Origin of the sequence: Clostridioides sp. ZZV15-6598 (assembly GCF_020657705.1) — a bacterium.
GTDB classification, from domain to species: Bacteria; Bacillota; Clostridia; order Peptostreptococcales; family Peptostreptococcaceae; genus Clostridioides; species Clostridioides difficile_F.
Genome location: NZ_JAGWCS010000046.1, coordinates 1 through 14,430 on the forward strand (window position 1 = coordinate 1; position 14,430 = coordinate 14,430).

12 protein-coding genes are annotated in these 14,430 nt (G+C 27.9%); 6 read left to right on the forward strand and 6 right to left on the reverse strand.

Features of this window, described 5'->3' with window-relative positions; all coding sequences use genetic code 11:
- On the forward strand, window positions 1–798 hold a 798-nt coding region (locus tag KGF50_RS10705), incomplete at its 5' end, for a sulfurtransferase (protein ID WP_227848031.1).
- Between the two features lie 163 nt (window positions 799–961).
- Here the strand turns inward: KGF50_RS10705 and ggt are convergent.
- The 3 genes from ggt to KGF50_RS10720 all read right to left on the reverse strand — a co-directional run bounded on the left by ggt (window position 962) and on the right by KGF50_RS10720 (window position 5,459).
- Window positions 962–2,575: a gamma-glutamyltransferase gene (gene ggt, locus KGF50_RS10710; protein ID WP_227848032.1), complete on the reverse strand. Its 1,614-nt coding sequence runs from the start codon at window positions 2,573–2,575 to the stop codon at window positions 962–964.
- A 198-nt stretch (window positions 2,576–2,773) separates the two neighbouring features.
- A complete protein-coding gene (locus tag KGF50_RS10715; RefSeq protein ID WP_227848033.1) occupies window positions 2,774–4,705 on the reverse strand; it encodes an ABC transporter permease in 1,932 nt (643 codons plus the stop codon).
- Window positions 4,692–5,459, reverse strand: coding sequence for an ABC transporter ATP-binding protein (locus KGF50_RS10720; protein ID WP_227848034.1), 768 nt, complete (start codon window positions 5,457–5,459; stop codon window positions 4,692–4,694). The genes KGF50_RS10715 and KGF50_RS10720 overlap by 14 nt, the downstream gene beginning before the upstream one ends.
- 287 nt (window positions 5,460–5,746) lie before the next feature.
- On the opposite strand from KGF50_RS10720, the gene KGF50_RS10725 reads away from it, so the two are divergent.
- The 5 genes from KGF50_RS10725 (at window position 5,747) to KGF50_RS10745 (ending at window position 10,718) form a co-directional block, all read left to right on the forward strand.
- On the forward strand, window positions 5,747–6,421 hold the full coding sequence (locus KGF50_RS10725) for a response regulator transcription factor (RefSeq protein WP_227848035.1): 675 nt from the start codon (window positions 5,747–5,749) through the stop codon (window positions 6,419–6,421).
- 23 nt (window positions 6,422–6,444) lie between these two features.
- A complete protein-coding gene (locus KGF50_RS10730) occupies window positions 6,445–7,449 on the forward strand; it encodes a sensor histidine kinase (RefSeq protein ID WP_227848036.1) in 1,005 nt (334 codons plus the stop codon).
- Window positions 7,450–7,565: 116 nt separating this feature from the next.
- The gene (locus tag KGF50_RS10735; protein ID WP_227848037.1) at window positions 7,566–8,798 is read left to right on the forward strand and encodes a biotin/lipoyl-binding protein; all 1,233 of its coding nucleotides are present in this window, start codon (window positions 7,566–7,568) and stop codon (window positions 8,796–8,798) included.
- Between the two features lie 7 nt (window positions 8,799–8,805).
- A complete protein-coding gene (locus KGF50_RS10740; RefSeq protein WP_227848038.1) occupies window positions 8,806–9,480 on the forward strand; it encodes an ABC transporter ATP-binding protein in 675 nt (224 codons plus the stop codon).
- Window positions 9,481–9,482: 2 nt separating this feature from the next.
- Entirely contained in the window at window positions 9,483–10,718 is a 1,236-nt protein-coding gene (locus tag KGF50_RS10745) for an ABC transporter permease (protein WP_227848039.1), read from the forward strand.
- Between the two features lie 207 nt (window positions 10,719–10,925).
- Here the strand turns inward: KGF50_RS10745 and KGF50_RS22555 are convergent, their stop codons facing one another.
- Genes KGF50_RS22555 through KGF50_RS10760 form a run of 3 tightly spaced genes read right to left on the reverse strand, consistent with a single transcriptional unit; the run spans window position 10,926 to window position 14,415 of the window.
- On the reverse strand, window positions 10,926–11,921 hold the full coding sequence (locus KGF50_RS22555) for a GNAT family N-acetyltransferase (RefSeq protein WP_227848040.1): 996 nt from the start codon (window positions 11,919–11,921) through the stop codon (window positions 10,926–10,928).
- A 27-nt stretch (window positions 11,922–11,948) separates the two neighbouring features.
- A complete protein-coding gene (locus KGF50_RS10755; RefSeq protein ID WP_227848041.1) occupies window positions 11,949–13,214 on the reverse strand; it encodes a dihydroorotase in 1,266 nt (421 codons plus the stop codon).
- A 52-nt stretch (window positions 13,215–13,266) separates the two neighbouring features.
- On the reverse strand, window positions 13,267–14,415 hold the full coding sequence (locus KGF50_RS10760; RefSeq protein ID WP_227848042.1) for a DUF362 domain-containing protein: 1,149 nt from the start codon (window positions 14,413–14,415) through the stop codon (window positions 13,267–13,269).
- Window positions 14,416–14,430 lie beyond the last annotated feature (15 nt).

Sequence of the window (14,430 nt, forward strand, 5' to 3'; positions counted from 1 at the left end):
AATCTAGTTGTTATAGATTGTAGATTTGACCTTATCAATAGAACTTATGGTATTGATTCTTATAAAAAAGGACATATAAAAGGTAGCTTTATCTTGGATATAGACAATGATTTATCATCTCCTACAAAAGAACATGGTGGTAAAAATCCTTTACAAGACCCTTTTATACTAAAAGAAAAGTTAGAAAAAATGGGTGTTGATAATGACACTACAATTGTAACTTATGATGATGGAGATTTAAATGGTGCTTGTAGACTATTCTTCCAATTAAAACACTTAGGTCTTGAAAATATCTATGTATTAGATGGCGGAATAACAGCTTTCGTAAAAGAAGGTGGAGAATTAGAAGAAAAAATAAATATTCCAAACTCTACAGACAAAAAAATTAATCCTAATGTAAATGACAATTTAGTTGTTCCAATGGAATATGTTAAATCTAAATTATATAACAAAGATACTATGATTATAGATTGTCGTGCTAATGAAAGATACCAAGGTTTAGTTGAACCTGCATATTCAAAAGCTGGCCATATACCTAGTGCAAAAAATTACTTTTGCAAGGATTTAATAAAAGGTGATTTTGAAAATGGCTCACTTAAAGATATGGAATTTTTAAAAGACTTCTTTAAAGATTTAAATAATTATGAAGAAATAATTCTATCTTGTGGTTCAGGAATATCTGCTTGTGTTAACAGCCTTGCACTTAGAGAACTTAATATACCTCATAAGATTTATGTTGGTAGCTTTAGTGATTGGATTAGCTATGATGACAATGAAGTTAAAACTGGACAAGAATAAAGTTAATAATAAATAAAACTAGAATATAATATCTTAGTTTTTTATAAAGGCGTTAGTCATTGTAGACTTTCGCCTTTTATTATCGTCATTTCATATAGTCTCCCATATTCATTTATTCATTAAATATATCTTTAGTTTACGATATTAAGGAACTGCAACATGATTAATAAACTGCAACATGACCATCACATCTTGATTCTGTTGCACAAACATAACTTTCTTGCTCTGTTTTGAAGATTATTTGTCCCCTACCCATATCGACATTATCATGAATTACTTTTATCTCATGACCTTTTTCAATAAGAGCATCTACCATAGGTCTTGACATCTCTGATTCAACTTCAATCTCTTTACCTTTTATCCACTGCCATCTTGGAGCATCTAATGCCTCTTGAGGGTTTAAACCAAAGTCTATCATACTCGTTAATACTTGAAGATGTCCCTGTGGTTGCATAAAAGCACCCATTACACCAAATGGACCTATTGCTTTATCATCTTTACCTAAAAAACCAGGTATTATTGTATGATAAGGTTTTTTAAATGGTTTTACTACATTGTGGTGTTTAGGGTCTAAGTTAAAATTATTACCTCTACTATGTAACGCAATGCCAGTGTTTGGTATTACTATCCCAGAACCAAAATTTATATAATTACTTTGTATATATGAAACCATATTCCCATCTTTGTCCGCAGTACAAAGATATACAGTTCCACCACAATATGGTTCTCCTTCTTTTGGATATAAAGCTTTTTTATTATCAATCAATAAACTTCTCTTTTTTGCATAATCTTGACTTAATAGTTCCTGAACCTTTACTTTCATATGTTCTATATCAGTTACATAGGTTTTAGAATCTGCAAAAGCCAGTTTTAAACTTTCTATAATCTTATGTATATCCTCAACATTTTCTATATCTCCTTTTATGTCCAATTCCTTTAATATATTTAATGCCATTAGGACTGTTATTCCATGTCCATTTGGTGGAATTTCAAATATTTTATATCCTTTATATTCTGTGCTTATAGGTTCTACCCATGTTGGATAAAAGCTCGCTAAATCACTTTTTCTTATAGCCCCATTAAATTTTCTAGAATACTCATCTATTTTCTCTGCTAGTCTACCTCTATAAAAACTTTCAGCTTGTGTATTTGCTATTTCTTCTAATGTATTAGCATGCTCTTCACATACAAATATGTCACCAGCTTCTGGAGCTTTCCCGTCCTTAGAAAACGTCTTAAACCATGGTTTAAATTCTTCCCCAATAAATTCTTTTTCATATAGTTCATAGGACTTTTTCCATACTTTTGATACATTAGGAGAAACAACATATCCTTCTCTGGCATATTTAATTGCTGGAGATAAACATTCTAGTAAACTAAGTTTTCCATACTTTTTATTTAATTCTGCCCAGGCTGCAGGTATCCCAGGTACAGTTACTGCTCCAAATCCATACTTTGGCATTTCTTTCATATTATTGTAATTTTTTAATTCCATTCTTTCTGGAGCAAAACCACTAGAATTTAGTCCATACAATCGTTTTTCTTCTTCTATCCAAACAAGAGCATATGCGTCTCCTCCAATTCCATTGCTTGTAGGTTCAACTACAGATAATGTAGCAGCAGTTGCAACTGCTGCATCCACAGCATTTCCACCTTTTTTTAGTATTTCAAGCCCTGCTTGAGAGGCTAATGGTGTTGAAGTTGCAACTGCCCCATTTTTAGCATATATAACATTTCTTATTGATGGATATTTATGTTGATGAGAATCAAACCTCATAATTTTCAACTCCTTGTCATTTTTATTTTATATTTTCCTTAAATTTATTATATAACATTAAGTAAGACAACTGATACAAAATAGAAACTTTTTCCAAGAATTAATTACATTATTATAGTATTTTTTTGTTTTGCTTAGATAAGCTATCTTACTTTTAATATCTATTTAATTCTTATTAAGTAACAAACGCCCTACAACTTAATCTATTATCATATTTTGAGCGTATTTTAATGTTATAAAATAATATATAAAGTAACCTATATAATAAATGACTAGTGTTATAATAATTGGTGTAAACAAAGACCTAGTTATAAATTTTTGAGCAATTGACATAGCAAATAAATTGTGGATTGTACCTATAATTAATGGCAATAAGAATACAACCTTTAATTGTTTTGATATTATTTTCTCAATATCTTGATTGTTTGCCCCAAGTTTTTTTAGCATAATATATCGCTCTTTATCATCATATATATTTGATAGTTGTTTAAATAAAATTATACTTCCTGTACACAAAAGAAATACTACAGATAGAAATATACCTATAAATAACATAAGACCACTTAGTCTAATTAAATTATTATAGTTTTCGATACTTGATGTAAAATTAAAAGGATAAGTTGATTCCATATTTTTATCAACTATATTTTTTAATCTTAAAGACATATCAAACTCTTTTTTTTCATTTTTTATATCAATCAATCTTAATAATCTCGATTCTCCATCTGATTTTAATCTATTAAATACCTTATCTTTTATTACAATTAAATCAAATGTTGATTGTGAATTTATTTCTGGTTCTAAGATATTTTTTTGAACTGTAAATAAACTCATATTCTCTTTTTCTTTAAGGTATACATCTATTTTTTGAGTACCAGTACTTTTAAGAAACATTTTCTTATATGAATCTGAAACATAATATACATGTTCTTCTGAAGTTAATTCTTCATAATTACTGTTTTGATATTGTCTTAATTTATTAAAATCACTTTCTTTGATAAAATCTACAAGCACTGTGCTTTCTCTATAAAGACCACCTTTTTTATAATATAATCTAAATTTTACATCTCTATTTATAAGCTCTACTGTCTTATCAAAAAGTATTTTATTATTTTCTTTATATTTATATAACAACTTATCGATTTCATTATTTACAAAAGAATTTTCTGCATTTATAGTATAACTATACTTGTAGTTTTCATTTATATTTCTATCAATATCGTAATAAAGAGATATTGTAAATCCTAACATAGTTACACTTGTAGCTATTAATATCGCTATTATCGCCAATACTCTGCTATTATTCTTTAATTTAAATTCAAGTTCTGAGAATGCAATTAAATTTCTTCCCTTGTAATAAAAACTTTTTTTCTTCTTAGCAACATCTATAATTATCGACATTATTGATGAAAAAAATAAAAAAGTACCTGGTATTATTGTAATTAATATAAAAACTGAAAACATAATGTTTTCAATAATGAAATAACTAACTGACATTAAATAAGAAAATACTATCAGTAAAACTCCAAGTATTCCCTTTAGCTTTATAAATCTTTTATTTGTATATTTTTCTGGTGACTTCTTAAATAACTCTACAATTTTTTTATTACTAATAACTATAATATTTCTTATTCCAATTACTACAAATATTATCAAAAATATTCCTAATGTCTGAATTAAAGCCCTTATACTTAAAGTCATTTTTACTACTATAATTTCTTTCATTAATTTTACAAGAATCATTGCCATAAGCTTTGAAAATAAAAAGCCTAAAGATATCCCTATTAATATTGCAAATGCTCCCATCAAAAAAGTTTCATATAAAAATATTCTTCCTATCTGATTTTTTCTCATTCCAATCAATCTATAAGTACCTATCTCTTGCCTACGTCTATTAAAAAAAAATGAATTTGAATAATATATAAATAAAAAAACAAATACTACTATTACAATTGAACTTGTATTAATGCCTATTTTAGCTTTTCTACCAAGTAAACTTAAAGCTTCATTGTACTCTATTGATTTAAAACTAAAGAATATAAATACACTAAATACAATTGAAACAAAGTACATAAAATAGCTTAAAAAGTTCTTTTTTACATTTTTTATAGCAATTTTAAATAAACTCATTTTTATTAACTCCTCCAATTAAGGAAACTGTATTTAGTATTTTATTATAGAATTCTTTTGTGCTTTCTCCTTTTATAAGTTCTGTAAAAATTATTCCATCCTTTATAAAGAGTATTCTACTACAAAAACTTGCACTTATAGCATCATGTGTTACCATTAATATTGTTGAATCGTTATCTCTATTTAATTTTAGCAGAGAATTTAATAAATCCCTTGCAGATTTGGAATCTAATGCTCCTGTAGGCTCATCTGCAAGTATTAATGATGGTTTTGTTACTATTGCTCTACAAACAGCTCCTCTTTGTTTTTGTCCACCTGATACTTCATTAGGATATTTATCTAATATTGATTCTATATTTAGTGATTTTGAAACTTCTTTTATTCTACTTTCTATTACTGATACTTTTTCATTTTTTAAAGAAAGAGGTAGCATTATATTTTCTTTTATAGTTAATGTATCTAAAAGATTAGAGTCTTGAAATACAAATCCAAGATTATCACGTCTAAAGTCAGATAATTCATTTTGTTTCATTTTAATAATATTCTTATCTTCTATATAAACATTTCCTGATGAAGGCAAATCTATTGTAGAAATAATGTTCAAAAGAGTTGATTTACCAGCTCCAGATGAACCCATTATACCTACAAATTCACCTTTAGAAACTTTAAAACTTATGCCCTTTAAAGCTTCATATTTTGAGCCTTTTCTACCATACTCCTTTTTTATATTTTCAACAATTAATATTTCTTCCATAATCACTTACCACTCCTCAACATAATTGCTCATTTTCCAATTCTTATAAATATATTATATATATTAAAGTAGTTTTTAACCATTTAATTACATTAATATAATGTTACATTTCTGTAAGTATTAATTATATTTCTTCATTTTTAATAAAATTATGTTTAAAATATAATTTGTCAAGCAAAATATAGTTATATTAATATAATTATTTTAAATTATAAGGTAGAAATGTTTGAACTTATCAAGTAAAATATAGTTATGTTAATATAACTATTCTGGATTAGGAGGTAAAAATGTTTAAAATACTGGTAATTGAAGATGATGTTTCATTAAAGCATAAAATAGCAGATTGTCTTTCTAAGTGGGGACATACTGTCTATCAAATAGAAAATCTTGAAAATATAATAGAAGAATTTAAGCATTATAAACCACAATTGGTTTTATTAGATATAAATCTTCCATTTTATGATGGATTTCATTGGTGTAATGAGATAAGAAAAATTTCCAAAGTTCCAATAATCTTTATTTCTTCAAGAAACTCTAATATGGATGTAATAATGGGTGTAAATCTAGGTGCAGATGATTATATCCAAAAACCATTTTCTATAGACGTTTTAATAGCTAAGGTAAATGCTCTTTTAAGAAGAACTTATAATTTTGTTGATAATAACTCAAATCAAATTATCCATAATGGGGTTACTTTAGATTTATCGACTGCAACTATATGTTATAAAGATAATACTATTGAGCTAACCAAAAATGAAATTAAAATTCTTCATGAACTCATGAGGAATAAAAGTCAAATAGTTAGTAGAAATAAACTTATGAAAAAACTATGGGATAATGATTGGTTTGTAGATGATAATACTCTCACTGTTAATGTAAATAGAATACGTTCAAAACTAAGTGAAATTGGATTGGAAGACTTTATAGAAACTAAAAGAGGACTAGGTTATATAATCAGTTAAAATAGCTTTAAGTAGGTGAATTTATGAGTTTTAAAGATTTTCTCAAAGATAAACTTGGATTTTTAGTATACAACTTTGCTTTCTTACTTTTTACGATAGCAGTTATTATATTTTCTCCTATCGATACTCTCTTAGTAGACACTATTGTATACATATTAATTGTAAATATAGCATTTTCACTTATATATATACTTACTGGCTACATTAAGAAAAATAGATTTTTAGAGAAAATTAAAAATAATACATTCAAAGTTAGTACTAATGATATAGAATTAATTAAATGTACAAATGAAGAAAAAATATATTTGGATATAATTAAAGATTATCAAAACCAGTGTGATGATATAATAGATATCAATACTAAGAAATTTGAAGAAAATAAAGAAATTATGAGTATGTGGGTACATGATATAAAAATACCTATAGCAATAATCAAACTAGTACTTGAACAAAACGAAAATTTAATCGAAGAAAAAACTTCAGATGATATCGATAAAGAGATATTTAGAATTGAAAATTCTGTTGAAAGAATTTTATATTTATCTAGACTTGAAGATTTTCATAAAGATTTTTTGATTCAAGAAGTAAATATTGAAAAAATTATTAGGGATATTATAAAAAAATATTCGAAATATTTTATCTCAAAAAAAATAATTTTAAACTTAAATAATTTGAATTATACAGTTTTATCAGACGAAAAATGGCTCTACTTCATATTCGAGCAATTATTAAATAATTCTCTAAAATATGCCTCAATAGAAGATAATATATCTATCTATTGCAAAACCTACAAAAATTATTTACAATTAAGGGTGGAAGATACTGGCTGTGGTATAAAAAAGGAAGATTTAAATCGAATATTCAATAAGGGATTTACAGGTAATAATGGAAGAAATAACGCTAAATCTACAGGTCTTGGTCTTTATTTAGTAAAAGAACTTTGTGATAAACTTGGCCATAAAATTGATGTAGATTCAGAGTACAATCAATATACAAAAATTACTATTACATTCAAGGATTATCTATAGTATCTTATATATTGATAGTTTATTTTCATTTGACTTATATTCAACATGCTTCTTATAATGATTCTATATGTACATCCCAGTATATAATAAGTAGTTTTTATACAAAGGAGGAAAACATGTCTTTTCTAAAAAAATTTAAAAATAAAAGATTTAGAAATAGTAGCTTTAAGAGTAATAGCTTTAAAAATACTAGCTTTGGAAGTAGTAATTTCAAAGCTAAAAATAAAGGTTTTAAAAATAATCCTTTTAAAAACAAGAGATTTAAAATCTATGCAGGAATCGTGATAATCATACTTTTAATATTAGGGGTACTTGCTTATGTCGATTCAAAAAATACTGAGTTACAAACTAATGAAAACTTCATAGAAACATACACTATTCCAGAAAACGAAAAAATATTTATAAATGGTATGGTTGTTCCTAAGCAAACTAAAGACTTTAATATTTCTGGAGATTATGAGTTAAGTGATGTAAATGTTACAAATGGGCAAAAGGTAAATCAAGGAGACCTTCTTTTTACTGCTAAAAATCCAACTATAATAGCAGAAATAGATAGTCTGAAAGCACAACTTAGCCAATATAAAAAACAAAAGATATCACTTGCAAATATTGATGAAAATAGAGATGCTATAGCTTCTATAAATGCACAAATAACAGCTTTAAACTCTCAGATAGCTTCTTTAGACAAAAAAGCATATGATAGAACTACTGCTCCTTTTGATGGTACTGTATACTTAAATGACCAAACTGGAAATCCAGACCAACCAGCTTCATTTATGACTATTCAAGGTCTAGAGTTTTATATGAAGGGACAAGCAAGTGAACAAGATTTACCTAAGATGAAAATTGACCAAATGGTTAATATATTAGTTTTCTCAACTGACCAAAATCTTACTGGTAGAATAAGTTTTATATCTGATAAGCCAACTACTCCAAATAGTGAGATGGGAGCTCAACAAAGTACTTTATCTTATTATGATATAAACATAGCATTTGATAACCAAGAAGGATTGACAAATGGATTCCATCTTCAAGCATCACTTGAAGTAGCTAACTCAAGCTTTAAAATACCAGCATCTTGTGTACTTAAAGATAAAAAACACTCATATGTATTTAAAGACTTAGATGGAATTTTGAAAAAACAAATTGTAGATGTTGCAAGTAAAAATAATGACTTCGCTGTAGTTAGAGGCGGTCTTGAACAAGGTGATATAGTAATAAAATACCCTACTAAAGAAATGAAAGAAGGAGACCCAGTTCAAGGTGATGGTGTAACTGCTGGATCTAATAATAATGGAGATGCTACTCCAGACAAAAAATTAAAAGAAGTCAATATGGATGTGAATTAATTTACATATGTTAATTAAATTAGAAAATATTCAAAAATATTACAAAGTAGGGAAAGATGAATTACATGTTTTAAAATCCTTAAATTTAGAAATTGAATCTGGAGAATTTGTCATGATAATGGGTAAATCTGGTAGTGGTAAAACTACTTTACTTAATATCTTAGGTTTTCTTGATGTATTTGACGAAGGAAGATATATATTTGATGGCACAGATGTAACTAATCTCAGTGAAAATGAGCGTTCTGTTTTTAGAAATATCAATATTGGTTTTGTTTTTCAGCAATTTAATTTAATAGAAACTTTAAATATATATCAAAATGTAGAGTTACCTCTAATTTACAATAAGATATTAAAAAAATCTGAAAGAGAAGAAATTGTTGAGAGCAAGCTAAAATCGGTTGGGCTTTTGGATAAAATCAAACAAAAACCTCTTCAATTATCTGGTGGTCAGCAACAGCGTGTAGCCATTGCACGTTGTTTGGCAAATGACCCTCAAATAATCTTTGCTGATGAACCAACGGGAGCATTAGATAGTGAAACAAGCAGAGAAATTATGGAGCTTTTAACAGAACTTAATGAACAGGGCAAGACTATAATAATGGTTACACATGATCAGGATTTGACTAAGTATGCAACTAAGGTCATACGACTTAAAGATGGTGTGTTTACTTCGGAGGTGTAATCATGGGCTTATTAAAAAATTCTTTGGCTAATTTAAGGGGACACAAGCTTCGTGTCTTTGTAGCTTTACTTTGGATTATTATAGGAATAACTTCAGTAATACTTGTTAGTTCTATAGGTAATGGATTTCAAAAAGAAATCAAGAAATCTGTAAATAACGCTAATCCTAATAAAACTACTATTTCATTTGAATCAGCTGATAACACAGGTCTTACTGATGATATGAGTATATTTTTAAAGCCATTCAATGCAAAAGATTTAGAAGAATTATCATTTGTTGAAGGAGTAGAAAGAATTGCTCCTGCAAGAGATGGATTTAATCTTGATTCAACTTATTCTTCTGAGGCATCTTTTGATAAGAAGACTACTTATTTGGAAGTTGGACCAGTAAAAAAAGATTCAAAAATAAATTTAATCTGTGGTAGAGATTTTTCTTTGGATGATGAAAAAAGAAAGGTAATTCTGCTTACACAGCAAAGTGCAAGTGAAATTTTTGAAAATCCAGAAGATGCTTTAGGCCATGGTATTAATGTAAATGGAACTGTATTTGAAATAATTGGAGTATTGGATGATTCTTCTAACCAACAACAAGCTGGAGGATTTTTGGGAGGTTATCAAGATATGCAATTTGTAACTTCTCTTATACCTAAAAAAGCTTTTGATAGTCTAATGAGTCAAAATTCTTATTCCAATGAAATTTATCAGTTAGACTTAGTTTGTTCTAAAGGATATAACGTGAATGAAGTTGCAAACAATATTATAGCTAAACTATATGAAATGCATCCTGGTATCAACGGTTCTTATATTACACCAGACCCAACTGAACAAACAGCTTATCTTGAAAGCATCAATTCTAATGTCAATAAATATGTATCTATAATAACTGTAGTTGCGATGTTTGTTGGTGGTATTGGTGTAATGAATATAATGTATGTATCAGTTATGGAAAGACAAAGAGAGATTGGTATAAGACGTGCTATTGGTGCAAAGCCTAGGTCTATATTATTTCAATTTTTAGTTGAAGCTGTTTTTATAACAGTATGTGGAGGAATTTTAGGAACTATAGTTGGATTTATTGCTACTAACTATGTCTCTAGATACATTGGATTTGAAGCAATTCCAAGCTTAAATAGCTTACTTTATGCTATTATGGCTACTATATTAACTGGAGTTGTATTTGGTTTAATACCAGCCTTTAAAGCCTCTAAATTGGACCCTATAAAGGCAATTTATAAATAGTATTCCTATTAATAAGTTATGATTTTTAAATTGCTTTTCTAAAATATCCTTAAATATTTAATGCACTATTATATATGATAGATTAAGAATTTAATCTTTTTCAAATCAAATATAATAGTGCATCATTACTTTCAAAATTACTATTACTATTATTAATTTTAATATTACTAATGAATTATTTACTTTAAATATTTTTAGTATCAATATCTAATCTATTATACCTCTTATGAAATCTGTTTTGTTATCACAATAAGAATTAACATCATACCTATAAAGTTTTGCTAGCTTCTTTTTTAAGTCAGAGTACTCTTTGACCTTATCTGGATTTAGTCTCAAATAATCTCTAAATTTAATATGTTCTAGATATCCTTTCCCATCTTTAGGACATACATATAAATTATGTTCCATGAAATTAGTTGTCTCATAAGAAAATGCTTCTCTTCCTTCTACTTCTAAATTACCTAGATGTCTATATCCTAATTTTTTTAGTCTACTGACAACATCATTTAAATAACTATAGTCTTCAATTATTATATCAACATCTAATCTAGGTTTTGCAGAAAGCCCTTCAACAGATGTGCTACCAACATGCTCTATTTTCAAAATCGAATTACCTAGAGTCTTTTCTAATGTAGATTTTAATTTTTCAAACTCATACTTCCAATTTGGATTATAATCTACTATTTCAACGATTTTTGTAGTTAATCCTGTTACTTTTAATTGGTAGACATCATGTTTCATTGCTTGTCCTCTATAAATCTTGTCATACTCAGATATTTTCTTCATACCTAGTCGTTTTGCCACATTTATAGATGCTATATTTTCGGGTCTGATGTCTGCTACTAAAGTATCCACCTTTAAGTTTCTAATAGCATAATCTATACATATAGTAGCACCTTCTGTAGCATATCCTTTATTCCAATGTTCTTTTTTTACTATATAACCTATTCCTAACCCTATGTCCTGCTTTATAAGACCTATTTGTCCCACTACATCATCTATATACTTATCTATAACAATAAAATATCCATATCCATCATTATTATACCTCTGTATATTTCTATCAATCCATTCTGTAACTTCTTCATCAGAAAAAGCATGTTCCCATGCATACATTACTTCTGAATTTTGTAACATTTTACTTATTTCCTTAAAATCACTATGATTCATTTGTCTAATATATAATCTTTTGCTTTCAAGCACTGCATTCACCACCCTTAAAACACAACCTTAAGCGTTGTATACAATCTCTCCATTACATATAGTATAATTAACTTTACCATATAGAGATTTACCTTTAAATGGTGAATTGTCAGCTTTAGAAACAAAATCTTCAACTATCCATTCTTCTTCAGGATTAAATATAACAATATCTGCTACTGCTCCTTCTTCTATAAAGCCAACATTTAAATTGTATAGCTTTGCAGGATTTGTAGACATTTTTTCTATTAACTGCATCATACTAAGATGATTCTTATATACTAAGTTTGTTATTCCAAGAGATAACGAAGTTTCAAGCCCTATAATACCACTTGGAGCTTTTATAAATTCTCTGTCTTTTTCTTCTTTACTATGAGGTGCATGGTCTGTTGCTATTATCTCAATAGTACCATCATTTAATCCTTCTATAATCTTATCTCTATCCCACTTAGTTCTTAAAGGTGGATTCATTTTTGCATTTGTTCCAAACTCTAATACATCTTCCTCAGTCAGTGTAAAGTGATGTGGCGAAGCTTCCGCAACTACATTTGCTCCAAGATATTTTGCAAATCTAACCATATCAACAGAAACACCAGAACTTATATGCTGTATATCAATCTTAGCACCAGTTTTTAGTGCTAACATACAATCTCTAGCAACCATTACATCTTCTGCTACATTTGATGCACCTTTTAGTCCAAGCTCTGAAGCTATCTTTCCTGCATTTACACCAGGATTTCCAACTAAAGAAGGGTCTTCTTCATGAAAGCTAAGTGGTACATCTAATTCTTTTGCCTTAATCATTGCTTCCATAATTAGACTACTATCCATTAAAGGCAATCCATCATCAGTAAATCCTGGAACTCCAGCCTTTTTAAGATTTTCCATATCTACTAACTCTTTACCTTCAAAACCTTTCGTTATAGCTGCTGCTTGTAAAACATTTATACATGCATGTTTTGCTTTTTCCTTCACATAGTTAAAAGTATCTTCATTGTCTACAATTGGGTCAGTATTTGCCATACATATAACTGTTGTAAATCCCCCTCTAGCTGCCGATTTAGCACCACTATCTATATCTTCTTTATATGTAAATCCTGGGTCTCTAAAATGTACATGTACATCTACTAATCCAGGTGCAACTATATTTCCACTAGCATCTATTATTTTTTCAAATTCATCATTTTCATCAAAATTACCTATTTTATAGATTTTATTTTCTTTTATAATTAAATCTATTTTCTCATCTCTTTGACTTTTAGGGTCTACCACTCTACCATTTTTAATTAAAATCATGCTATTTCTCCTTTATAATTTTCATTTATATAGACTCATATAATATTATACATTATTTTACATACTTAAATACAAAATTACGTTTGACATCAATAGCCTTTTTAGGACAAAGTTCATGACAACAGTAACATCTTATACATTTATTTAAATCTATAAGAGCACCTTTATTCCCCATCTCTATGGTATTTGCAGGACAAGCTTCCTTGCACTTTCCACATTTTATGCAATCTTTAAATCTAACCACTGGCTTTGGTGTTATAAGTTTTGAAATAGGTTCATTTAAAAATTTTGGCAATTTTACAGAAAATAACCTTAAATCTTTACTTACATTTGGTACCTTATAACCTTTTATAATTAAACCCTTTATATCTTCTCCTACAATCTCAATATCTGAAAAGTCTTCCTTTATATACTCTCTTTTAATAGCTCCTCTAATTGTAGCAACTTTATTTGGAAGTAAATCTATAATCTTACATGCAACAACATCTATAGCATATGGATTTTGTGATGCTAATAATACACCTATTTCTTTAGGGTTTCCTGCTGAAGGTCCATCCCCTTCCATACCTACGATTCCATCCATAATTGTCAGTGTTGGATTTACATAATCACAAATATCTAAAAGTACATTTTCACAAAATAATTCCTCTGTAGGAAATCTATAATGTATTTCTGCTTTTTTTAATCCAGCTATACATCCATATAAGTTTTTTGTGCCACCAGTAAAAGTTGCCATTACATGTGTTTTTAATTTACAAAGATTTATTACATAATCAGCATCTATTACTGGTTTAATAATATCCATATATTTAAGAGCATGTGCTTTTTCACTATGTATCTTAACATCTGAAACATCATAATTCAATTTGATACCTAAATCATTTGCTACCTCTTCAATTCCAGATGTCTTATATATACTTTTAAGAGAACCTTGATTATATGGTCCACCAGGACTATCTGCTACTACTATATTACAGTTTAATTCTAAAAGCTTTTCACATACAACCCTTACTACCATAGGATGAGTAGTTGTAGCTTCTTCAGGCTTTTTTTTCATCAATAGATTTGGTTTTACAAGCACTTTACTTCCTTCTTTTACAAACTTGTTAAGTCCTCCAATGTCATCTAAAATTTTTTCAATAGAAAATCTTACATTTTCATACTCATAATTTTTACAACTTCTAACAGATACTGATTTCATATTATCTTCACCCTT

Coding starts and splice junctions, on each gene's coding strand:
- ggt (WP_227848032.1), bottom strand. CDS start 2,575: ATGAGGTTTGATTCTCATCAACATAAATATCCATCAATAAGAAATGTT.
- KGF50_RS10715 (WP_227848033.1), bottom strand. CDS start 4,705: ATGAGTTTATTTAAAATTGCTATAAAAAATGTAAAAAAGAACTTTTTA.
- KGF50_RS10720 (WP_227848034.1), bottom strand. CDS start 5,459: ATGGAAGAAATATTAATTGTTGAAAATATAAAAAAGGAGTATGGTAGA.
- KGF50_RS10725 (WP_227848035.1), top strand. CDS start 5,747: ATGTTTAAAATACTGGTAATTGAAGATGATGTTTCATTAAAGCATAAA.
- KGF50_RS10730 (WP_227848036.1), top strand. CDS start 6,445: ATGAGTTTTAAAGATTTTCTCAAAGATAAACTTGGATTTTTAGTATAC.
- KGF50_RS10735 (WP_227848037.1), top strand. CDS start 7,566: ATGTCTTTTCTAAAAAAATTTAAAAATAAAAGATTTAGAAATAGTAGC.
- KGF50_RS10740 (WP_227848038.1), top strand. CDS start 8,806: ATGTTAATTAAATTAGAAAATATTCAAAAATATTACAAAGTAGGGAAA.
- KGF50_RS10745 (WP_227848039.1), top strand. CDS start 9,483: ATGGGCTTATTAAAAAATTCTTTGGCTAATTTAAGGGGACACAAGCTT.
- KGF50_RS10755 (WP_227848041.1), bottom strand. CDS start 13,214: ATGATTTTAATTAAAAATGGTAGAGTGGTAGACCCTAAAAGTCAAAGA.
- KGF50_RS10760 (WP_227848042.1), bottom strand. CDS start 14,415: ATGAAATCAGTATCTGTTAGAAGTTGTAAAAATTATGAGTATGAAAAT.